Below are 21,542 nucleotides of genomic sequence, written 5' to 3' on the forward strand. Positions count from 1 at the left end.
GGTGAGGATGCTCGACAAGCTCAAGGAGTTCGGCCAACGGGCCCTTCGGCGACCTGCCATCTCTCATCTGGTGCGCGCTCAGGCGCGGTACTCCAGTCGGCTCGGCAACCATTTCGCGGCGGCCATCACCTATTTCACCGTGCTGGCCGCGGTCCCGGTGGTGGCATTCTCCTTCTCGGTGCTGTCGGTGGTGCTCACCCGGGTCCGGCCCGATGTCATCGAGGCCATCAAGAACCTGGTGGTGAGTTCGCTGGGGGCCACCGGCGGCTCGGGCAAACTGACTGAGATCATCGACTCCTCGGTGCGCACCACCGGGTCCTGGTGGACTCTGATGACCACCGTGGCCGTCACGTTGTGGGCCGGGGTCTCGTGGGTGGGTCACATCCGGGCCGGCATTCGCGCCCAGTCCGAACCGGCCTTCAGCATGGTCCCGGAGGACGAGAACTATCTGATGGGCAAGGTCCGCGACTCGCTGTCCTTCATCACGGCCCTGGTGGTGCTGCTGGTCACCTTCGCCACCGCCCAGGGCGGCGCGACGATGTCGGGGCAGCTGGGCCGCAGGCTCGGCATCGATCTGCTGCCCGGCCACAAGGTCTATCTCACGCTCGCCGGTCTGGTGGTCTCCACCGGGGCCGGCACCTTCTTCTTCGTCTTCCTCTACGGGTTGGTGCCGCGGTCGCGGCGCAACTGGCCGGCGATCCTGCGCGGCTCGCTGGCGGCCGGGATCTGCCTTGCGGTGGTCCAGACCGGAGCAGGGGTCCTGGTGCGGGCGGTGAGAGTCAACCGGGCGGTGCAGGCCTTCGGCTCGATCATCGTCGTGATGCTGGTGCTCAACATCCTGGCCCGGATGATCCTGCTGGTGGCGGCCTGGATCGGCACCACGAATCAGCCGGCCGTCCCCTACCGCTGGAATGACGCCGACGCCGCGCTCGAGCACGACGAGGACGCCTGGATCGTCGAGGAGCACTGGGCGGCGGCCCATGCCGACAAGAAGGCGAAGGAGGCAGAGCAGGAGGGCCACCCCGATGCGAAGGAGGAGGCTCCGGACGACCGATCGGGGGAGTCGGGGACATCACCGGGCGATGGGCGCGTGGCCCGGCCTGATTCCGGCCGGCAGGCGGCCGGGTCGAAGGGGGCCGGCTCGAAGGGGGCCGGCTCGAAGGGGGTCGAGGCGAGCCGGGCCGGCAGCGGCAGGGACGCCCTGCGGCCGAGCCGGGAGACCATCACTTCGGCGCCGGGGACATCGGGGGCCTTCCGCAGGGCGGGCCTGCGGGGATTCCTCCTGGGAGCGGTGTTCGGTGCTCTGGTGGCTGCGCTGAGCGCCCGGGGTCACCGGGACTGACCCTCGGACTGCTGCCGACTCGACTGCCCGGTGCCGAGCGCGGGCCGGCGGCGTCCATCCGCACTCGGCGGAGATGGCGAGGGGCCCGCTCCGACAGCGGGAGCGGGCCCCTCGGCGTCGAGGACGGCTGTGAGGTCAGTCCTGGGCCGGGCCGGGCTGGCCGATCTCACCGAGCATCTGGGTGAACCAGGGCTGGGTGACGTCGAAGGGCTTGCCCCCCTTGATCCGGTCGAAGGCGATATTGGTCAGCACATCGCCGGCCTCCTCGTCCTGGCCGATCACTCCGGAACGACCCGACAGGGCGCACTCGACGGCCAGATCGGTGCAGCGGCCGATGAGTTCCAGGTCGGCCTCGTTGGAGGCGGCCGACCGGGAGAAGTAACCCGACTTCTGGACCATCGTCTTCTCGGCCGACAGCCGCTGGGCGAACTGCTTGCCGAACCAGGCCCCGGGGTTGATCTTGTCGAGCTTGACGTGGCCGAAGGGGTCACGCGGGACCTCCTCGCCGGACTTCTCGAGGTCGGCGACGATGGCGTCCAGACCGGCTCCCTCCGACAGGAAGATGGTGACATTCCCGACGGTGTCCATCACCTTGTTGAGGCGCTCGGCCTCGGCGTCCAGGTCGATCCCGGCCTCGGGGACGTAGACGGCGTGGATGTCCCAGGCCTCACGCGACAGGCCGATCTCGGGCACCCACTCCTGGCTGTCGAGCCACTGACGGTACTTCTGGGCGGTGGCGGCAGTGAGGTAACCGCAGTTGCGGCCCATCACCTCGTGGATGATGAGCATCCGGGATCCGGAGTTGTGCTCGGCCACCACATTGGCGGCGAACCTCGCGCCCTGTTCGGCGGCGGTCCAGGCCCCCAGGGACTGGCGGATCGGGATGATGTCGTTGTCGATGGTCTTCGGCAGGCCGACGACAGTCAGTCCGTAGTCGTTCTCGGCGAGGTAGCCCGCCAGATCGGCCGCCGTGGTGTTGGTGTCGTCGCCGCCGATGGTGTGCAGCACGTCGACGCCGTCAGCGACCAGCCGGTCTGCGGCGACCTTGAGGGGATCCTCACCCTCGGCGACCAGACCGCGCTTGACCAGGTCGTCCTTGTTGGTCAGCTTGACCCGGGAGTTGCCGATCGGGGAACCGCCGAAGCGGTGCAGTACATCGGCCTTGGCGCGCACCTCGTCGGTGATCTCCAGGAAGTCGCCCTTGAGCAGACCCTGATATCCGTACCGGTAGGCGATGATCTCGACGTCTGGTGCTACCTCCGTGTAGCGCTTGACCAGCCCGCCGATCGCCGTGGAGAGGCAGGGTGCGAAGCCGCCCGCCGTGAGGAGGGCGACCTTCTTGACCTGGGCCATGGTGTGGTGACCTTTCGTTGAGTGAGATTTCGCCCTCCAGCCTATGACACCGGCGCCCTTGACATTCCCGGAGGGCCGATCGCCGACGGAGTGGCCCGATCGCTTCCCAGCAGGGCACCCGGCATGGTGAGCTTGTCCTCATGACCGCGGTCCGGGGATTCAGCAGGCTGCCAGAGCGGGGCGCCAGCATGTCGGTGACCGCCGTGCTGCTGATGCCCTGTCTGATCCTGGCAGGCGGCCTGGCCGTCGACGGCGCTCAGCAGGCTCGGGCCCGCCGACAGGCCCACACCGTCGCCTCGCAGGCGGCCAGGGCCGGCTGCGACCAGTCCTCCGCGGCCCAGCTGACCGGTCGGTCGGGGGCCTCCGGTGATGGTGACGGGCGTGCCCGGGCCGCACAGGTCGCCGCTGCCGCCCGGCCCGAGGGCGGTTCGGTCTCCTCAGCGGTGCGGGTGGAGGACGATCTGCTGACGGTCACCGTGACCGTCACCAGAGCGACCATCGTGCTCTCGGCGATCGGACTGGACTCGGTGCGGGGCCAGGCGGTGTCCAGCTGCCGGTTGATCCCCCGCTGACCACCGCCGGTAACTCCCACGCGCCGGACCGTGGCCCCGATACGATCGGGGGATGACCCACTACTACCCGGTGCACCCGGTCAACCCGCAGCGTCGTGCCCTCAACCAGTTGGTCACCATCCTCAAGGAGGGTGGCCTGATCGGCTATCCCACCGATTCCGGATATGCCTTCGGGGCCCGGCTCGGCAACAAGGACGCCCTGGAGCGGATCCGTCGGATCAGGGGCCTGGACGAGAAGCACCACTTCACCCTGGTGATGAGCGAGTTCAGCCAGGTCGGCCAGTACGTGCAGATGGAGAACTCGGTGTTCCGCGCCATCAAGGCCGCGGTGCCCGGTCGCTACACCTTCATCCTGCGAGCCACCCGTGATGTGCCCAAGGTGATGCTGCACCCCAAGAAGCACACCGTGGGAGTCCGGGTCCCCGAGCACGTCACCTGCCTGGCACTGATGGACGCCCTGGGTGAACCGATCGTCTCCTCGACACTGATCCTGCCCGGCCAGGACCGGCCGATGGACGATGGCTGGCAGGTGAAGGAGGCACTCGACAACGAGCTGGACGCCGTGCTGGACTCCGGGGACTGCGGCACCGACCCGACCACTGTGATCGACTTCAGTTCCGGCGAGGCGGTCATCACCCGGATGGGTGCCGGCGACCCGGCACCCTTCCAGTGATGGCAGGCAGCCCGGCCGTGCCGAAGGACACCACGAGCATCCCGGTCCTCGGGCTGCTGGGAGCGATGGACGACGAGATCCGCCTGATCCGAGGCGACCTCGCGGACGCCCGAGCCCTGCCCGGACCCTGCGAGATGGTCTCGGGGAGGTTGGACGGCCACCCGGTGATCCTGGCGAGATCCGGCATCGGGAAGGTCAATGCAGCCCTGGCGGCCTCGGCGATGGTCTCTGCAGGTGCCTCGGCGATCGTCTTCACCGGGGTGGCCGGGGCGGTCGCCACGGGGCTGGGAATCGGCGACGTCGTGGTGGGCGACCGGTTCGTCCAGCATGACGCGGACGGCACCGCCTTCGGCGACCCGATCGGCCAGCTACCCGGCGAACCGCGCTACTGGGCCCCGGACCCCCAGCTGCGGGAGCGGGTCCGGCAGGCTGCCCTGGAGCTGGCCGGCGGTGGCGCTCATGCGGTGGTGTGCGGCACGATCGCCAGCGGCGACCAGTTCATCGCCGACCCCGCCCAGGTGACCTGGCTGCGTCGGACCTTCAACGCCTCGGCGGTGGAGATGGAGGGGGCCGCCCTGGCCCAGGCGGCGTCCCACCTGTCAGTGCCATTCGCAGTGGTGAGGATCCTGTCGGACTCCGCCGACGGGAACGCCGTCGCAGACTTTCCGGCATTCCTGGCCGAGGCCTCGCAGCGCGACCGTGAGCTGGCCCACGCGCTGGTCGCCCAGCAGTGAACCGGAGCCGGCCCGATGAGCTGCGGGCCGGCAGCGCGTGGCGGCCTCAGGCCCGCACCAGCAGGGCCCCGCTGTCGATCCGGACCCGCATCGTGGTGGCCATCGAGAGCGGATCCCCGTCGGCCTCGGTGAGGACCTTGCGGTCGGTACTGACCAGGCAGGTGTAGGCCGAGGCGTGCCGGATGATGCGATGGCCCCTGCGGTGCAGGGTGACAGCGCGGAGGGTCGCCGCGGCCCAGCCCACCAGGCCCGAGGGGGAGAAGGTCATCAGGTCCAGCCGACCGTCGTCGATCCTGGCCTCGGGCACCAGTTCGATCCCGCCGGGCAGCAGCCCGCAGTTGCAGGCCAGCACCATCTGGCACCGACCGGTGACCGGTTGACGGCCATCCACCGTGGTCTCGGCGCTGAACCCGCGCTGGGTCAGCGCTCTGAGCCCCGAGACGATATACGCCAGCCAGCCGATCCGTTCCTTGGATCTGGACTGTGTTCCCGCCAGTGCCTCGGCATCCAGGCCCATTCCCGCGATGACGGTGAAACACATCTCGGCGCCCTCGTCGAAGCGCACCCGGCCCAGGTCCACCGCGCGCGGGGAACCCTCGAGCACTGCTGTCAGCGAGGCCCTGAAGTCATTGTGCGGCAGCCCCAGGTTCCGGGCGAGCAGATTGCCGGTGCCCAGTGCCAGGACGCCCATCGCGATCCCGGTGTGTGCCATCGCCGAGGCCACCTCGCGAACCGTGCCGTCGCCACCCATCGCACAGACCAGGTCGGCGCCGGAGTCCACTGCACGACGGGCCATCCCTGCGCCATGATCCTCGGCGGTGGTCGCGACCCACTGGGGTCGGGCCCAGCCGTGACCCTCGAATATCGAGGCGGCGATGTGCCTGTGGGCGTCGAGGTCGTCGATCTTCAGCGGGTTGTAGACGATGACCGGCCGTGTACCAGGGGTGCTGGTGGTCATGCCAGGAGCCTAGCCCGGCAGTCCGGAGATGAGGGTGTCGATCCGTGAGGAGGACTCCCGGATCCGCGCGGCCGAGGTCCGGGCGGTGATTCCCTCGACCATCGCGGGCACCAGTGAGGGGTCTGCGCACAGGGCCAGGTCACCGCCGGCGTCGAGGAACCGCGAGCCTCGGTCCCGCACCGGCACTGCTGACACCGCCTTCGCCGAGCCGAGGTCATCAGAGAGCACCACGCCGGCGAAGCGCAGCGCCGAGCGCAACAGGTTCGGGATCACCTTCGAGGAGAAGACCGCCGGGACGGTGGGGTCGATCCGCGAGTAGATCGCCGAGGAGACCATCACGGTCTGCGAGCCGGCGGCGATCCCGGAGCGGAAGGGCTCCAGGTTCGCCGAGTCGGCAGAGGTCGTGGTGTCGGTGGCCACCGCCAGATCGGTGTTGGCCCGAACCGCTCCCAGCCCCGGGAAGTGCTTGACGGTGGTGGCCACCCCGCCCTGCCGGTAGCCGGTGACCGCAGCGGTGACGAATCGGCTCACGGTGGCCGGATCGGTGCCGAAACCCCGGTGCAGTGCTCCAATGGGTGCATTGCCGGAGCCCAGCTGCGGATCGACGACATCGGCCACCGGTGCCAGCACCAGGTTGAGGCCGGCCCTGGTCATCTGGGCCCCCATGGTGCGGGTGAGGGCCTGGCAGCTGGCCGCCGAACCGGTACCCATCCGGGCGGCCGAGGGCAACGGGGAGAAATCGGAGGATGTCAGATTGGCCACCAGGCCGCCCTCCTGGTCGGCGGCGATCAGAGCTCGCGGGGCCCCGGCGGCCCGCGCTGCCCGATGGATCCGGGCGGTGGCGGCGCGGATCCGAGAGGTGGAGGTCCAGTGGCCCAGCAGGAAGACCCCGGCCAGCCGGTGTCGGGTCACCAGGGCGGCGACCTCCTCCAGGTCGGAACCGGTGCTCAGCCCCACCAGCATGCAGCCTCCGGCCAGTTCGGCCGGGTCGGCAGAAGAGGCGGTCCGCGAGGGACTGGGACTGGGTGAGCGCGACACGCTGACAGACGAGTCGGCCGGTGACGGTGCCGGTGAACCGGTGCCTGCGGCGGGTGTGCTCGTCGAGGCCGAGGGCTCACTCCGCGGGGCCGCGGGGGCACAACTGGCCAGCACCGGGGTGAGGGCGGCACCAGCCAGGAGGGCTCGTCGTGAGAGGACCATGGATTTCACGCTAGTCACGTCTGGGCCCCTCAACAATGCCCGAGGGCCACCCGGTGCGATCTGGTGGTTGCGGTGGATGGCTCACAGGTCCACCCAGCTGCTCCCCGATGCCGTCAACTCCACTGGTCGCCCCAGCAGGCTGCTGACCCTCGCTCCGAGCTCGGCAGCGACCTCGCCGGCGGTCGCCTGGTCCGGGGCCTCGTCCAGCTGGGCCAGCCTCAGCACGACCCGGTCGGGCAGATAGCTGATCCCGGTCACCGGCACCCCGGCCGCCCGCAGCGCAGCCTCCTCCCGGCCGGCCTGCGACAGTTCGAGGCTGGTGGTGAACTCAGCGGATCGGATCCGCCGGCTGAAGGTGGCGATCGCCAGTGCCCCGGTGACGGCCCGGGAGTAGCTGCGAAGCAGCCCGGAGGCACCGAGTTTGATCCCGCCGAAGTATCGGGTGGTGACGGCCACCAGATCCGACAGATCTGCTGGGTGCGGCTCATCGCCACCGGGCCGGTGGCAGACCCCGGGAGATCGGGGTGGTGGACCACCGCGGAACTGGAGCAGAGCCTCCAGGGTGGGGATACCGGCGGTTCCGGCGGGTTCCCCGTCATCACTGGAGCGCTGGACGGCCCGGCTGGGGCCGAGCAGGAATGCACTGACGTGGTGACGGGCGTCATGGTGGCTGCGGCGCTGGTCGGCGATCACCTGACGGGCGGCGTCCTCCTCGGTGACCCGGACCAGCCGGGTCAGGAAGATCGAGCGCTTCACCTCGATCCGGTGACTGATGTCAGTGCCTTCTCCCAGCACGGTGTAACCCACTCCGGCAACCCTGCCACAACCGCGGATGTGGCCGACTGCGCGCCACCTGGCCGGGGCCCGGTGCGGCTCCTCAGGTTCCGCTGGCGCCATCGGGCCGGTCACCTAGGGGGATAATCGCCGCCCGGTGTTCCCTCCCGGGACCCAGCCGTACAGAATGGGGCCATGGCTGAATCATCGATGATCGACGCAGCGAATCTCAGACTTGCCATCAACGGACTGCCGTTGCCCACCGGCGGTGCCTCCACCGGCATCGAGGCGGTGGCCCCGGTGCTGGCCCGCCAGCGAGAACTGCGCCGGGAGCTGCCGGAGGCACTGTGCCCGGCCGACCGGCGGATCCAGCGGTTCATCGATCGCTACCTGGATCAGGCAGGCGTGGCGGACCTGAGACCCAGAATGCCGGCCACCACCCTGGTGCTCGACGAGGCCGGCCTGGCACGCACCTTCTCACTGCCGGTCGACGGCGACGAGTTCTCCTCGGACCTGCTGTCCAGCTACCGGGTGGCCAACGGCGTCCTGCACAATCCGCGCAACGACCGGCGCACCACCGCCGGGGTCTTCCACATCGTCGAGGGAGGCCTGGCGATTCCCGACGACAAGAAGGCGGTCCCGGCCAGGGTCTTCGCCCAGCTGCTGGAACGCGCATTCCAGGCCCCTCGGGCCGACACCCTGCTGCCCTACAGCGCCGACCAGGACGCCGAGCACCAGGCCCACAGCTACGTCTCCCTGCTGATGCGCCCGATCGTGGTGCCCGCGGTTCCCGGCCTGGTCTCCGAGCGTCGGATGGAGACCCGGTTCTTCGCCCCCGGTGGGCTGGTCTCCAACCTGGACTTCGTGGAGGGGATCTTCGGCAATGCCGGGGATCCGTTGCTGCCGGTCAACGACGCCGCCCTGGCACCGACCTCGTGGACCGGCCACACCGGATGCGTCATCCTGGCCCCGCACCTGAGCCGTGTCACGAAGAAGGAGCTGGGCCTGCCGCATGTCGACCAGGCCACCGAGCGCCAGCGCCGCGATGGGATGTGCTGGCGGGAGGAGTCGGAGTACTACAACGAGGGCAAGCCGTTCAAGCTCTGCGCCCGCGATGAGTCCGGGGTGATCGTGACGATCATCGCCGACAACTACTACGGCTACTGCAAGAAGGAGGTCAAGACCCAGATCGGGTACTCGGCCAATCTGTTCGGCATCAGCGAGGAGGAGCACTCCGGGGGAGCGCGGGCCTACACCGCCTACAACGAGGGCCTGGAGTACACCACCACCTCGGAGCCGGGTGATCCCGAGGTCGCCGATGTGGTGGCCGCCAGTCCGGGTCGGTTCACCCTCCAGCCGGAGGGTTATGCCATCGACAATGAACTCGACGGAGTGGTCATCGTCCCGGGTGAGGCCCGGTACTCACTGCTGAAGGGCACTGTCTCCTGGACCGGGAGCGACGGCGTCGAGCAGTCCCTGCGGCTCAGGGTGGACCACGAGTACCTCGGGCCGACCGGCACGCGGATGCGGATGGAGCACTCCGAGATCGACAACCAGTGGGCGCTGAACCTGGTCGACGGGGCGTCGACCACCCTGCACAAGCAGTGCACCGTCTCGGGAGGCGGCAAGTCGGAGATCTCCAAGGCGATCTCCGATGCCTTCATCCCGGGCTCGGCCTACACCCCCGATTTCGAGGCCGACATGGCTGCGGTCGACCAGATCCTGCACCGCGACTACTCGATGAGATTCGCCGATCCGGGGCTGGCCGGCTCCGATCACCGCCCGATCCTGTCGAGGGAGCGCTCGGTGGGTTCGGTGATCAAGCTGCTCACCGCCTCCAGCGACTTCACCGAGGACTACAACTCCTGGGTGGAGTCGATCCCGCAGTTCCGCAAGGAGCTGGTCTTCACCATCAAGCGCTACTACAAGCCCGAGTGGGGGTCGGACTGGAAGTCCCACTTCTCGGTCTCTCCGACCAACGGTCGGCACGGCACGATGGTGCGTCTGGACGGCGAGAAGATCCGCGTCGACATGCTGCGGGTCGGCTTCGACGAGAACGGCTCCTGGCGGCTGTTCACACTGCGCCATGACTACGCCCCCGATGTCAAGGTCCAGACCGAGGACGACATGACCGCCTCGGCGGTGGTGCCGGCCGGACTGACGGTCGGACCGCAGGATCTCTCCAGCAAGGTGGTGGCCAACTGTGAGGCCCTGCTCTTCCAGCGCCCCGACGACGCCATCCACCGCGGCTACGACCGGCAGACCGAGCGCGACATGGCCGGGTCGGGGCTGTTCATCTCCAACTACCAGCCGCTGACCCGCGCCGATGTCGCCCAGATGAGGGACGACGTCGTCGAGTTCTCCAAGTTCTCCGCGCCGATGCGCTCCTTCCTGTCGCAGTTCGCCGACTCCGACCCCGCCGCCGGACCGGCCTATGCCGTCTCCAGCGCCGACCCGCGGCTGGTCGACGGGGTGCGGTCGAAGAACCCTCGCTACCTTCAGGTGCGCCCCGACATCTCCCATTCCCGCCTGACCCGGATCGCCGACCTGGCCAGTCACCTGCACCATCGTCGCCCGGTCGCCGAGAAGCTCCTGCTACCGGTCGACATCGTGGCCGCCGGAAGACGCAACAACCCTCCGGAGGAGAACGTCCCGGCGCTGTGCTCCTACAACCCGCTGCACTACATGGAGCTGCCCGAGCTGTTCATGGAGTTCATCTCCTCGATGACCGGCAAGAGTCCGTCGACCACCGGCGCCGGTTCCGAGGGGGCGCTCACCAAGGGCCCCTTCAATGCGATGCCGGCGGTCTTCGACCTCAACTCCTCGTTCCTGTCCTTCGCCCTGTCGGGATACGACGGCTGGCTGTCCTCGGCCGGCTGTATCGGCCCGAAGGTCCAGGTCGCCCACGACATCTCACTGCTGATCCCCGAGCTGTTCTCCCGGATGTCGCCGGCCGAGAGGGATGCCGCAACCCTGATCCGCGGCGGATACCTGGAGAAGCTGACGGACTACCAGTTCGACGGTGAGACGATTCCGGCCTCCCGGCTGGGCTACCGGATGACCGAGAAGTTCATGAAGATGTACTTCGGGCGGATCTTCATGCACCCCGACACGATCTTCACCCCCGAGATGCTGCGTCCCGAGCTCCAGGACGAGCAGGTCTTTGCCGACTCGGTGCGAACCATCGCCGCGACCCACGCCCGGGTCGCCCGGGCCTACTTCGACGACGGCACGATCGCGATGGCGGTACCTCCGATCCGGGCCCTGCTGGAGGTGATGGCCAACGGTCGGTCGGCCGAGGGCTACACCCTGGACTCGGCGGAGCTGCGCCAGATGTTCACCCGGGAGTCCGTGCTCGCCTCCGACTGGTACGGCGCCCGGCTGGACGCCAAGCAGGCCGAGGACATCAGGCGCAGCGAGGCAGGGCTGGCCCATCTCCAGGAATTCATCGACGATCCCCGCAACGGGACAGCCTCGGCCGAGATCGGCGTCGAGGACAGGCTGGCACAGGTACGGGCCTATCACGATCTGGTGACCTCGCAGGGCTACCGCGAGTTGCTGGTGGGAACTCTCGGCCGGCAGGTCGATTTCCGGTTCTGAGAGTCGGGTCGGGGGGGCATCAGAGCCGGCCCCGACCCGGTCCGGCGGTTGACTCAGCGGGAACCGGTGGGCACCGCCGAGAGCACCGGCAGGTCGCGCCCCATCGTGGTGGTCAGCGACCAGCCGGTGTCGGTGTCGGTGATGGTGGCACTCACCATTCCCGACGGGTCGATGGTGTACCTCTCCTCGACCTGGTGGCCGTCGGCGACCTGGCGGACCTGGCTGGCGTCGAGCTGGGCCCCGGACTGCTGGAGCTCGCGGTCGAAGGGCACCACGATCTGGGCGAAGGGGGTGAGATCCCCGCGGGGGGTGCCGTCGACGTCGGTGCGGGAGAACTCGACGAAGCGGTAGACGCCGACATTGTGGCGGCTGCGGTACTGCCGGGTGATGGTCACCGGGGAGTCCAGCCGAAGGGTCTGGTCGGCCAGCACGTCGAAGGCGACCTGGGTGCCCCAGTTGGTCTCTCGGAAGACCCCGAAACCGCGGGACAACCGGTCACGGATGCTGTGCGGCGAGCTGGGGTCGGCTGCGATCGCCAGTCCGATGGCGGTCGATGCGGTGGGGCTGGGGGAGCGGTGCACTCGCCGTCCGAACAGTTCACGGACCCGGCGGGCGACCAGTGGCAGTGCGGTGGCCCCACCGACCATGTCGATCCCGGCGATGTCGGAGTTGGCCGGATCATCCTGCAGCAGGGCGCTCAGCGGGGTCATCACGGCCAGGCTGCGGTCCACCAGCGGCTGGCAGGCGGCCTCGAACTCGGCCACCGGAATACGCACCGTCTGGTCGGGAAGGTCCACCAGCACATTGCGCGACTGGGTCCGGACGGCCTCCTTGGCGATCCGGCAGGTCTCCAGAAGTGCTCCTTGCTCGGGCAGCGGGCCCTCGACCCGTCGTCCGACCATGTCGGCCAGCACCTGGTCGAAGTCGTCACCGCCCAGATCGTTGAGACCGACCGAGTCGACCACCTCACCGGAGGTTCCCGCCATGTCGACCAGGGAGGCATCGAAGGTGCCACCGCCCAGGTCGTAGATGATGACCCGGGTGCGCTTGGAGTTGAGCGTTCTGGACTGGCGCAGGGAGTACTCCAGGCCCGCGGCCGATGGCTCGTTGACCATTCCCAGCACGGTGAAACCAGCGGCCCGGAAGGCCTCGATGGTGACGAAGCGCTGCCCGGTGTGGGCGTGCGCCGGCACCCCGATCACAGCCCTCAGCGGCCCCTCCACGCCGGCCATCCGGATCTGGGCGGCGACATGGCGCAGGTAGCAGGTGAGCAGCTCACCGATCGGCACCGGCGTCCCACCGATCATCACGGGGGTCGAGAAGGTGACCGACGGATCGGCCAGCGAACGCTTGACCGATCGGATCCCGGGATGGCCGGCCGCCATCGCCTCGGCGGCCTCGAAACCGTGCACCAGTTCGCCGTTGACCAGCGCGGAGAGGCTGGGGATGTGGTCGTGGGAGTCATCCTGGCTGTCCTGGAAGGACATCACCGGGTAGTTCCCACGATCCACCGAGGCGACGACGGTGTGGGTGGTTCCAAGGTCAATGCCGAGATCCATGTGGCTGAGCCTATCGCCGCAGGGTGGGCGAGCCCGCGGCCCATCTGGGCCGAGTCTCCGGGGCGCACTCCCTGCGGGTGTTCAGGAGTTCCAGGAGTCGTCGCCGTGACGGGGCCGGTAGGGGCCGGTCTCACCGGACTCCCCGTCGTCGTGGCCGGGGCCCTGCTCGGAGGAGTCCTCGCTGCTCCGCTTGGCACCACCGGGTTCCTCCTGGTCGGAGGCCGCATCGGCGTCTGGTCCACCGCTGGTCCGGTCGCCGGAGTCCTCGTCCCGGTCATCGTCGGGAGCGGACTTCTGGTCGTCGTCCATCGACCTCAGGAAAGCCTCCGCCTCGGCCCCGATATCGTCGGCGCTGGGCAGCACGACATGCTTGGACTCGATCTCCTGGCGGCCGTTCTGGCTGTCGTACTGCTCCTCCAGATTGTGGATCATCGCCGAGAGCTCCTCGGAGTTGTCGACCTGGCTGGTGATCTGGGCACGCACCACCCCGGCGGCCATCGCCAGGGCATGGCTGGGCAGTGCCAGCCCGGTGGTCTTGCGGATCGCCTCGACCAGGGCGCGGGCGGCATCGGGGTAGTCCAGATCGGCCAGGTAGTGGGGCACGTGAGCGGCCAGTCCCAGCACGTCGTGACCGTGTTCGGCCAGCCGCTGGGACAGCATGGCAGGGAACGATGCCGGCATCTGGATCCGTCCGAAGGGGGACTCCTCTCCGAGGATGAGCTCCGGGCGGGAGGCCCACTTGGTGACCTGAACCGGGCGGGTGTGCGGAGCCGCCATCGGGATCGCCTGGGTGACGATGCTCAGCCTCACATCGGTGGCCTTGACGATCTTCTCGATGGACTCGGCCAGACCCTCCCAGCGCAACGCCGGCTCAGGACCGTCCAGCAGCAGGAAGTGCTGCTCCAACTCATCGGTCATCTCGTAGAGGGTGATCTCGGGCGCCTGGTAGCCCTCGAAATGGTTCTCGTCGAAGACGATCGGCGGCCGGGAGTCGCGGTGGTCCAGGATCTCGTCGAGGGTGAACCCGCCCAGCTCCCGATGGGCCAACTCGCTCAGCAGACTCTGGCGCAGCAGGTGCTGGGCATGACCGGCGTCGATGAAGGCGCCCAGGGTCATCACAAGGGTCGACACATCCAGTTCATCTGGATCGACCTCGGGACGCCAGCGGAACAGCTGCTCGTCGCTCATGATGCCTCCTTGTTGTCTGGAAGGTGTTTCCGCACCGGTTGCGGACCCGGGTGCAAGAACACCACGGGTTCAACAACAGCACGGCTACCGGTGATATTCCAGTGGACAGGCCCGTCAGCGGGCCGTGTCACCGCTAGATTGGCGGTATGGACGGGGTATGGGTACCGCTGCGGGATGACCCCAGGGGCGGATTCCAGATACCCGAGTCGCGGCTGTCCGAGAGGTTCACGCACAGTTCCGGTCCCGGCGGCCAGGGGGTCAACACCTCGTCCTCACGGGTCGAGCTGAGCCTGGATCTCACCTGCTGCCCCGAGATCCCCGAGAACCTGCGCGCCCGGATGATGACCGGCCTGCAGCATCGGCTGGTGGACGGGGTCCTCACGGTGGCCGCCTCCCAGTACCGCGAGCAGTTGGCGAACCGGCGTGCCGCCCGTGCTCGGATCTCGGAGCTGCTGAGCCGGGCCGCCAGACCGTCACGGACCCGGCGCCGCACCAGGCCCACCAGGGGATCGGTGAGACGCCGGGGCGAGGCCAAGGCCCGACGGTCGAAGCTCAAGGCGAGCCGGCGTCCTCCCACTGATTGGTGATCGGGCTCTGGGAGCCGGGGGAGAGACGGCCCTGCCACCAGCTGGTGGCAGGGCCGTCGTCGGGGCGTGAACGAGTGCCTGATCAGTCCTTCGACGAGGAGGTGTCGGGGACGATGTCGGCCAGCTGGTGGTCGATGTCTCCCAGCTCCTGGTCGCCATTGAGGCGGGAGTGGCCCTTGGAGTAGCTGAAGTAGATCACGATGCCGATCGCCATCCAGATCAGGAATCGCATCCAGGTCTCCACCGACAGGTTGAGCATCAGGTAGAAGCAGATCAGCGCGGAGGCGATCGGGATCACCGGCACCCACGGCACCCGGAATGCGCGAGGCAGATCCGGCTGCTTCCTGCGCAGCACGATGATGCCGATCGAGACCATCACGAAGGCCAGCAGGGTGCCGATGTTGACCATCTCATCGAGGATGCCCGGGGGCACCAGGGCGGCGGCCAACCCGTCGGTGACCATCACCACGATGGTGATGACATAGGGCACCCGGGTGCGCTCGGAGACCTTGGACAGCACGGGTGGCAGCAGATGGTCGCGCGACATCGCGAAGATGACGCGGGTCGCCCCGATCATCATGGTCAGCACCACCGTGGTGAGGCCGGCGACCGCTCCGGCGGAGATGATGACCGCCATCCACGGCTTGCCCACCATCGTGAAGGCCTTGGCCAGCGAGGCGCTGGGATCGAGCTTGGTGTAGGGCACCATCCCGATCAGCACCAGGGAGATCGCGATGTAGAGAACGGTGCAGATCACCAGGGAGCCGATGATTCCCAGCGGAATGTCGCGCTTGGGGTTCTTGGCCTCCTCGGCAGTGGTGGCCACCACATCGAATCCGATATAGGCGAAGAACACCAGGGCGGCACCGGCAACGATTCCGGAGGCGCCGAATGCGGTCGGCTGAGCGCCGCTGATCCACTGGATGAGAGGCTGGGTGAGCCCCGAGGTGGTGCTCTCAACGGGGGCCTTGGCCGGGATGAAGGGGTGGAAATTGGCAGCCCGGACATAGCCGATGCCGGCGAAGATGACGAACAGCACGATGAACAGCTTGAGGGCCACCAGAGCCGTGTTGACCCGCATCGACTCCTTGATACCGGCCAGCAGCAGCAGGCCGAGAATCACGATGATGCCCATCGCCACCAGGTCGACCCGACCGCCGGAGACGATCTCGGGTGGCAGGTGGATGCCCAGCTCGCCGAGCAGCACATTGAGGTATGCGCTCCAGCCCTGGGCCACCACCGAGGAGGCCAGGAAGAGCTCGAGGAAGAGGTCCCAGCCGATGATCCAGGCGAAGATCTCGCCCATCGAGGAGTAGGAGAAGGTGTAGGCCGAGCCGGCCACCGGCACGGTGGAGGCGAACTCGGCGTAACACATCGCTGCCAGCGCGCAGGCCAGCGCGGCCACCAGGAAGCTCACCACGATGGAGGGGCCGGTCATGGTGTGGGCCACCCGCCCGGTCATCGTGAAGATGCCGGCTCCGATGACCACGCCGATGCCGAAGGTCGTCAGCTCGACCCAGGTGAGGTTCTTGTTGAGCTTATGGGTCGGGTCCTCGGTGTCTCGGATGGATTGCTCCACCGATTTCGTTCGCAGGATACTCACAGGCTTCGCCTTCCGGGCTTCGGGCTCTACTGATTCATCCGGTCCCCAGTTGTTAGCGGTTCTGCTGAGGGTTCGACCTCTCAGCATGGGTCGCCACATTGCGGGAACCAAGAACGAAGCGAGAATTTACCGCAGGTGTGGCGCGATCGAGGAAATCTGGTGATTCGGGCCGAATGGCGAGATCGGCAGGTTCGCCGGAGTGGCAGCCTCAGCGCTGGTGGCCGTCCATCAGGATCGACGGCCGACCGCAGCGGCGTTCCGGGGGATGGGGACCAGGTGGCGGTGGCGGAGTCTGGCAGACTGAACCGGTGCGCGCCTACCGAGAGATCCTGAGCCTTCCCGGTGCGCTGAGGTTCTGTGCAGCGGGTCTTCTCGCCCGGGCCGGGGGAGCCATGATGGGCATCGGCCTGGTCCTGATGGTCTCGGCGATTTACGACTCCTACGCGATGGCTGGAGCACTGGCGGCGGTGTCCGGTCTGGCGTGGGCGATCGGCACCGCGGTGCTCTCCGGTCTGGTGGACCGTCACGGCCAGCGCCGGATCATGTGGCCGGCTGCCGTGCTGTGCAGTGCGACTCTGCTGGTGGCGGTGGTCTTCGCGGTGCTCAGGCTGCCGGTGTGGACGTTGTTCCCCCCGGTGGCGATCAGCGGGTTGTCCAGCGGTTCACCGGGGGCCCTGGTCCGGGCCCGCTGGAACCATCTGGCGGCGACCCCCGAACAGCTCCACAGCGCGTTCTCGCTGGAGTCGGCTCTCGACGAGTTGACCTTCGTGGTGGGCCCGGTGCTGGCCACCGCGCTGTCGACCGGGGTCCACCCGGCGGCAGCCCTGGTGGTGCCGGCCGTGGTGGGGCTGGTGGGCGCCCAGCTGTTCTACTCGCAGCGGTCCACCGAGCCTCCCGCGACGCCGCGGGCCACCGATGCCGAGGGTCATCGGGTGCCAGCCCGGATGATCATGGCCTTTCCCGGGGTCGCAGCAGTGGTGGGCACCAGTGTGCTGATCGGGTGCGCCTTCGGCTCGATCGATGTCAGCGTGGTGGCCCAGGCCACCGGCTGGGGAGTGCGTTCCGATGCCGGCCTGGTACTGGCCGCGTTCTCGGTCGCCTCGGGGATCTCCGGGCTGCTGTACGGGGCCAGATCCTGGGCGATGCCATTGACCCGTCGCTTCGCCATCGGGTTGGTCGCGATGTCGGTGGCGGCCCTGGGCCCGGTGCTGGCCGGCAATATCGTGCTGCTCGCGGCTGTCGGCATGCTGATCGGGCTGAGCGTCGCCCCGACCCTGATCAACACCAATTCGTTGGTGGAGCAGCTGGTGCCCAGGGCCCGCCTCACCGAGGGGCTGGCGTGGACCGGCACCGGTCTGGGGGTGGGGGTCTCGATCGGCTCGAGCGTGTCGGGTCAGGTGATCGACCGGGCCGGGGAGCATGCCGGCTTCTGGGTGGTGGCGATCTGCGCCTGCGGCGCGATGGTCATCGGGGTGAGTTCCCTGCGGGCGCTGCGGCGCGCACTGGCGTCCGGTGATGGTCCGCCGACCCTGGTGAGCGTCGACCCCGACTGATTGCCGGCAGACCTGTCACCTGGAGTCTGCTTGCATGGACGTGATTCATCACTGGGGCAGGGGTGGGCCAGGACCGCTCTCGGGACCTCTGCAGCGGACAAAGTGACATAATGTCGCTTATCGGACAATCACATCGTGGTGATCGGGACCGCTGGAGATCCCCTCGAGGGCTGATCCCCCGGTGTCCTAGAACTGATCGATGAAGAACTGCGCGTCCGTTCCGTCGGGCAGCCTGCGGCGGGCGAACTCCTCGGCCCTGCGACGGGTGGGACGCAGGCTCGTCCAGACCACTGCGGCGGTGAGCACCATCCCGATGCTCACCTGGAGGGCCGACAGATCCGCGATGAATCCCAGCGCGAACAGCAGGATTCCCGGTGCCTCGGTGGCCGCCATCGTGATGAGGAAGTGAGTCGCGTAGGCCGATCTCAGGTCGGCAGGCGTGCTGACCGGCAGGTCGAGGAGGCCGACCATCCGCCCCAGCGCCAGGGAGATCACTGGCGCCGCGACGGCAGCAGCCCACCCCAGAGTCGGATGTCCTGTGAATCCACTGTCAAGGGCGAACCAGGAGGCGGCGGCGATCAGCACCAGGGTGATCGCCACCGTGGCGGAGATGATCCTCAGCCCCGCCAGCTGCCCCGGTCCCGGCGGTCCTCCGGTGGGATGGTCGGCCATCAGAAGTTGATCATGTGTCCGCCGATACCCTCGGCGGCGTCCTTGAGGGCCTCCGACAGTGACGGATGGGCGTGGATATTGCGGCCGATCTCCTCGGCGGTGATGTCCCACAGCTGGGCCAGGGTGAGCTCTGGCAGCAGTTCGGAGACGTCGGGGCCGATCAGTGAGGCACCCAGCAGCTCGCCGTGCCGGGCGTCGGCGACGATCTTGACGAAACCGGTGGCGTCGCCCAGCCCCCAGGCCTTGCCGTTGGCGGCGAAGGGGAACTTGGAGGTCTTCACCTCGTAGCCCTTCTCGCGGGCCTGGGCCTCGGTGTAGCCGAAGGAGCCGATCTGGGGCTGGCAGTAGGTGGCCCGCGGGATCATGTCGTAGTTGATGGGCATCGTCTCGGCCTGGGCGATGGTCTCGGCGGCGACCACCCCCTGGGCCTCGGCGGTGTGGGCCAGCATCAGCTTGGCGGTGCAGTCGCCGATGGCGTAGATGCCCTCGACATTGGTGCGCATGAAGTCGTCGATGGCGATGGCACCGCGGTCGGTGAGTTCGACGCCGGTCCTCTCCAGTCCGTAGCCCTCGGTGCGCGGGGCGAAACCGACGGCCTGGAGGACCCGGTCGGTCTCCAGCACCGTCGCCTCTCCCCCGGCGGCCGGCGAGACGGTGACCTTGACCTTGTCCCCGGAGTCGTCGATGGCGTCCACCTTGGTGGAGGTCAGCATCGTGATGCCGAGCTTCTTGTAGACCTTGGCGAGCTCGGCGCAGATCTCCTTGTCCTCATTGGGGACGATCCGGTCGAGGAACTCCACGATGGTCACCTGGACGCCGTAGGCGGCCAGCACATAGGCGAACTCGGTGCCGATGGCCCCGGAGCCGGCGATGACGATCGAGCCGGGCAGGGTGTCGGAGAGGATCTGCTCCTTGTAGGTGACGACCCGCTCCGACAGCTGGGTGCCGCGCAGCGTCTTGACCGTTGCGCCGACAGAGATGATGGCGTTGTCGAAGGTGATCTTCTCGGTGACCTCGCCGTTCTCGTTCCTGACGTCCAGCTCCTTGGGGCCGGTGAACTCACCCCAGCCGTTGACCTCGGTGATCTTGTTCTTCTTCATCAGGAAGTGGATGCCATTGACCATCCTCTTGGAGACCGCCCGCGAGCGGGTGAAGGCCTTGCCGAAGTCCATCGAGATGTCTCCGGAGATCCCGAAGGTGTCGGCTTCGCGGGTCACGATCTGGGCCAGTTCGGCATTGCGCAGGAGCGACTTGGTGGGGATGCAGCCGACATTGAGGCACACCCCGCCCCAGTACTCCTTCTCGATGATCGCTGTCTTCTTGCCGAGCTGGGCTGCGCGAATCGCTGCCACATAGCCGCCGGGGCCGGCACCAAGGACAACGACGTCGAAGTGTGAGGTCATGGCGCCACTCTAACGGGCCGTCCGATCCCCCGCTGTGCGATCACCGCGCGGGTCCTTCAGCCGTCACCGAACGAGGGCCTTTCACTCCCCCGCCCGTGTGTCGTACTATCGGCATCAGATCTCCAATATGATATATTTCCGGAAACTTCGGGTGCACTGCCCGCCCGCCTGAGTCCACTCGGGGGACGGGGTGGTGCGCCGACGTGTTGCGAAAGGATCAAGGCGTGGACACCATCAGCCCGGCATCGGTGGGACGACTCATCCGTGATGCCCGCAAACAGCGCGGTCTCACCCAGAACCAGCTGGCCGAACTGCTCAAGACCTCCCAGAGTGCGATCCACCGCATCGAGGCCGGCCATCAGAACCTGTCCCTGGACTACATCAATCGGATAGCCGACGCCCTGGAGTCGCCGCTGATCTCGACCCCGAAGTCGGGTACCTCGATGAACTACCGGATCCAGGGTGGTCGGACCCTGTCGGGCAGCATCGAGGTGCGCTCCTCCAAGAACGCCGCGGTCGCGCTGCTGTGCGCCAGTCTCATCAACCGGGGCCACACCGTGCTGCGCGGGCTGGCCCACATCGAGGAGGTCAACCGCATTCTCGAGGTGCTGGCCTCCATCGGCGTCACCGCCAGCTGGTCGGAGGACGGTAAGGACCTCACCCTCGAGCGCCCCGCGGAGCTGGATCTGGACGCCATGAACGAGACCGCCGCCAAGCGTACTCGCAGCATCCTGATGTTCCTGGGACCGCTGATGCACTTCTACGACGACTTCAAGCTGCCCTACGCCGGCGGCTGCAACCTGGGTGCCCGGACCGTCGAGCCGCATCTGCAGGTGCTGCGGGCCTTCGGCCTGGACGTGGTGGCCACCGAGGGCGCCTACCGGGCCCACGTCCATGACCGCAGGATCCAGGAACGCCACATCGTGCTCACCGAGCGCGGCGACACCGTCACCGAGAACGCCCTGCTCGCCGCCGCCCAGATGCCGAGCCTCACCGTGCTGCGCAACGCCAGCCCCAATTACATGGTCCAGGACCTGTGCATCTTCCTCACCAAGCTCGGCGTCCAGATCGAGGGGATCGGCTCGACCACGCTGCGGATCCGCGGCGTCGCCGATATCAACACCGATGTGGAGTACTTCCCCTCCGAGGACCCCATCGAGGCGATGAGCCTGCTCACCGCAGCGGTGGTCACCAAGTCCGAGCTGACCATCACCCGGTGCCCCATCGAGTTCCTCGAGATCGAGCTGGCGATACTCCACGAGATGGGGCTGGACTTCAGCCTCACCGATGAGTACCCCTCCCACAACGGCTACACCCGGCTGGTCGACATCACGGTGCGTCCCAGCCAGCTCAAGGCGGTGGCCGACAAGATCGCCCCGATGCCCTTCCCGGGCCTCAACATCGACAACCTGCCGTTCTTCGCGGTGATCGCCGCCGAGGCCGAGGGCCAGACCCTGATCCACGACTGGTGCTACGAGAACCGGGCGATCCATCTGGTCGATCTCAGCAAGCTCGGCGCCAACGTCCAGCTGCTGGACCCGCACCGGCTGATCGTGGTCGGTCCGACGCGGTGGCGGGGTCGTGAGCTCATCTGCCCACCGGCCCTGCGTCCCGCGGTCTGCCTGCTGCTGGCCGCACTGGCCGCCCAGGGTGAGACCGTGCTGCGCGACGTCTACATGATCAACCGCGGATACGAGGATCTGCCCGCCCGGCTGGGGGCCCTCGGGGCCAGCATCACGGTCTTCAACGACTGAGTCGTCAGGGCGGTGAG

17 protein-coding genes are annotated in these 21,542 nt (G+C 68.0%); 8 read left to right on the forward strand and 9 right to left on the reverse strand.

Translation table 11 applies throughout. The features are described 5' to 3' along the window. Window positions 1-7 precede the first annotated feature (7 nt). On the forward strand, window positions 8-1,342 hold the full coding sequence (locus G554_RS14300; protein WP_051232264.1) for a YihY/virulence factor BrkB family protein: 1,335 nt from the start codon (window positions 8-10) through the stop codon (window positions 1,340-1,342). Window positions 1,343-1,477: 135 nt separating this feature from the next. Here the strand turns inward: G554_RS14300 and G554_RS0102820 are convergent, their stop codons facing one another. Further along, window positions 1,478-2,695 carry a pyrophosphate--fructose-6-phosphate 1-phosphotransferase gene (locus tag G554_RS0102820; RefSeq protein ID WP_027586718.1) on the reverse strand — a complete coding sequence of 406 codons (1,218 nt, stop codon included), beginning with the start codon at window positions 2,693-2,695 and terminating at the stop codon, window positions 1,478-1,480. A 140-nt stretch (window positions 2,696-2,835) separates the two neighbouring features. On the opposite strand from G554_RS0102820, the gene G554_RS0102825 reads away from it, so the two are divergent. From G554_RS0102825 to G554_RS0102835, 3 genes are read left to right on the forward strand one after another with little or no spacing between them, the layout of a single operon-like run. Beyond that, the gene (locus tag G554_RS0102825; RefSeq protein ID WP_051232266.1) at window positions 2,836-3,267 is read left to right on the forward strand and encodes a pilus assembly protein TadG-related protein; all 432 of its coding nucleotides are present in this window, start codon (window positions 2,836-2,838) and stop codon (window positions 3,265-3,267) included. 52 nt (window positions 3,268-3,319) lie between these two features. Beyond that, complete coding sequence (locus G554_RS0102830; protein WP_027586720.1) at window positions 3,320-3,940, forward strand: L-threonylcarbamoyladenylate synthase; 621 nt, start codon at window positions 3,320-3,322, stop codon at window positions 3,938-3,940. Beyond that, window positions 3,940-4,674 (forward strand): 5'-methylthioadenosine/adenosylhomocysteine nucleosidase, encoded by a 735-nt coding sequence (locus tag G554_RS0102835; RefSeq protein WP_483756905.1) that lies wholly within the window; start codon window positions 3,940-3,942, stop codon window positions 4,672-4,674. Before G554_RS0102830 ends, G554_RS0102835 begins: the two co-directional genes overlap by 1 nt. Before the next feature lie 46 nt (window positions 4,675-4,720). Here the strand turns inward: G554_RS0102835 and G554_RS0102840 are convergent, their stop codons facing one another. From G554_RS0102840 to G554_RS0102850, 3 genes are all read right to left on the reverse strand, one after another. Beyond that, window positions 4,721-5,632: a diacylglycerol/lipid kinase family protein gene (locus G554_RS0102840; RefSeq protein ID WP_027586722.1), complete on the reverse strand. Its 912-nt coding sequence runs from the start codon at window positions 5,630-5,632 to the stop codon at window positions 4,721-4,723. A 9-nt stretch (window positions 5,633-5,641) separates the two neighbouring features. After that, a complete protein-coding gene (locus tag G554_RS0102845; protein WP_161626456.1) occupies window positions 5,642-6,670 on the reverse strand; it encodes a glycoside hydrolase family 3 protein in 1,029 nt (342 codons plus the stop codon). 243 nt (window positions 6,671-6,913) lie between these two features. Then, window positions 6,914-7,729 (reverse strand): IMPACT family protein, encoded by an 816-nt coding sequence (locus G554_RS0102850; protein ID WP_084648271.1) that lies wholly within the window; start codon window positions 7,727-7,729, stop codon window positions 6,914-6,916. 72 nt (window positions 7,730-7,801) lie between these two features. On the opposite strand from G554_RS0102850, the gene G554_RS0102855 reads away from it, so the two are divergent. After that, on the forward strand, window positions 7,802-11,206 hold the full coding sequence (locus G554_RS0102855) for a PPi-type phosphoenolpyruvate carboxykinase family protein (RefSeq protein ID WP_027586725.1): 3,405 nt from the start codon (window positions 7,802-7,804) through the stop codon (window positions 11,204-11,206). A 53-nt stretch (window positions 11,207-11,259) separates the two neighbouring features. Here G554_RS0102855 and G554_RS0102860 read toward each other — a convergent pair whose 3' ends face one another. Together G554_RS0102860 and G554_RS0102865 are read right to left on the reverse strand one after the other, a co-directional pair. Then, window positions 11,260-12,765: an Hsp70 family protein gene (locus tag G554_RS0102860; protein WP_027586726.1), complete on the reverse strand. Its 1,506-nt coding sequence runs from the start codon at window positions 12,763-12,765 to the stop codon at window positions 11,260-11,262. An 81-nt stretch (window positions 12,766-12,846) separates the two neighbouring features. After that, window positions 12,847-13,953, reverse strand: coding sequence for a PAC2 family protein (locus tag G554_RS0102865; protein ID WP_027586727.1), 1,107 nt, complete (start codon window positions 13,951-13,953; stop codon window positions 12,847-12,849). 146 nt (window positions 13,954-14,099) lie between these two features. On the opposite strand from G554_RS0102865, the gene arfB reads away from it, so the two are divergent. Beyond that, a complete protein-coding gene (gene arfB / locus G554_RS0102870; protein ID WP_051232273.1) occupies window positions 14,100-14,540 on the forward strand; it encodes an alternative ribosome rescue aminoacyl-tRNA hydrolase ArfB in 441 nt (146 codons plus the stop codon). 82 nt (window positions 14,541-14,622) lie between these two features. Here arfB and G554_RS0102875 read toward each other — a convergent pair whose 3' ends face one another. Then, window positions 14,623-16,143: an amino acid permease gene (locus tag G554_RS0102875; RefSeq protein ID WP_027586729.1), complete on the reverse strand. Its 1,521-nt coding sequence runs from the start codon at window positions 16,141-16,143 to the stop codon at window positions 14,623-14,625. 308 nt (window positions 16,144-16,451) lie between these two features. Here G554_RS0102875 and G554_RS14305 point away from each other — a divergent pair, with 308 nt between their 5' ends. Beyond that, a complete protein-coding gene (locus G554_RS14305) occupies window positions 16,452-17,696 on the forward strand; it encodes an MFS transporter (RefSeq protein WP_071162135.1) in 1,245 nt (414 codons plus the stop codon). A 186-nt stretch (window positions 17,697-17,882) separates the two neighbouring features. Here the strand turns inward: G554_RS14305 and G554_RS0102885 are convergent, their stop codons facing one another. Continuing rightward, window positions 17,883-18,368 carry a hypothetical protein gene (locus G554_RS0102885; protein WP_027586730.1) on the reverse strand — a complete coding sequence of 162 codons (486 nt, stop codon included), beginning with the start codon at window positions 18,366-18,368 and terminating at the stop codon, window positions 17,883-17,885. Then, window positions 18,368-19,771, reverse strand: a complete 1,404-nt coding sequence (lpdA, locus tag G554_RS0102890; protein ID WP_027586731.1) for a dihydrolipoyl dehydrogenase — start codon at window positions 19,769-19,771, stop codon at window positions 18,368-18,370. The genes G554_RS0102885 and lpdA overlap by 1 nt, the downstream gene beginning before the upstream one ends. 224 nt (window positions 19,772-19,995) lie before the next feature. Here lpdA and G554_RS0102895 point away from each other — a divergent pair, with 224 nt between their 5' ends. Next, window positions 19,996-21,525 carry a helix-turn-helix domain-containing protein gene (locus G554_RS0102895; RefSeq protein WP_036924249.1) on the forward strand — a complete coding sequence of 510 codons (1,530 nt, stop codon included), beginning with the start codon at window positions 19,996-19,998 and terminating at the stop codon, window positions 21,523-21,525. Window positions 21,526-21,542: the final 17 nt, after the last annotated feature.

It is taken from the genome of Acidipropionibacterium thoenii DSM 20276 (assembly GCF_000423445.1).
GTDB lineage: Bacteria > Actinomycetota > Actinomycetes > Propionibacteriales > Propionibacteriaceae > Acidipropionibacterium > Acidipropionibacterium thoenii.

Coding starts and splice junctions, on each gene's coding strand:
- G554_RS0102820 (WP_027586718.1), bottom strand. CDS start 2,695: ATGGCCCAGGTCAAGAAGGTCGCCCTCCTCACGGCGGGCGGCTTCGCA.
- G554_RS0102835 (WP_483756905.1), top strand. CDS start 3,940: ATGGCAGGCAGCCCGGCCGTGCCGAAGGACACCACGAGCATCCCGGTC.
- G554_RS0102825 (WP_051232266.1), top strand. CDS start 2,836: ATGACCGCGGTCCGGGGATTCAGCAGGCTGCCAGAGCGGGGCGCCAGC.
- G554_RS0102850 (WP_084648271.1), bottom strand. CDS start 7,729: ATGGCGCCAGCGGAACCTGAGGAGCCGCACCGGGCCCCGGCCAGGTGG.
- G554_RS0102855 (WP_027586725.1), top strand. CDS start 7,802: ATGGCTGAATCATCGATGATCGACGCAGCGAATCTCAGACTTGCCATC.
- G554_RS0102830 (WP_027586720.1), top strand. CDS start 3,320: ATGACCCACTACTACCCGGTGCACCCGGTCAACCCGCAGCGTCGTGCC.
- arfB (WP_051232273.1), top strand. CDS start 14,100: ATGGACGGGGTATGGGTACCGCTGCGGGATGACCCCAGGGGCGGATTC.
- G554_RS0102885 (WP_027586730.1), bottom strand. CDS start 18,368: ATGGCCGACCATCCCACCGGAGGACCGCCGGGACCGGGGCAGCTGGCG.
- G554_RS0102840 (WP_027586722.1), bottom strand. CDS start 5,632: ATGACCACCAGCACCCCTGGTACACGGCCGGTCATCGTCTACAACCCG.
- G554_RS14300 (WP_051232264.1), top strand. CDS start 8: ATGCTCGACAAGCTCAAGGAGTTCGGCCAACGGGCCCTTCGGCGACCT.
- G554_RS0102865 (WP_027586727.1), bottom strand. CDS start 13,953: ATGAGCGACGAGCAGCTGTTCCGCTGGCGTCCCGAGGTCGATCCAGAT.
- G554_RS0102860 (WP_027586726.1), bottom strand. CDS start 12,765: ATGGATCTCGGCATTGACCTTGGAACCACCCACACCGTCGTCGCCTCG.
- lpdA (WP_027586731.1), bottom strand. CDS start 19,771: ATGACCTCACACTTCGACGTCGTTGTCCTTGGTGCCGGCCCCGGCGGC.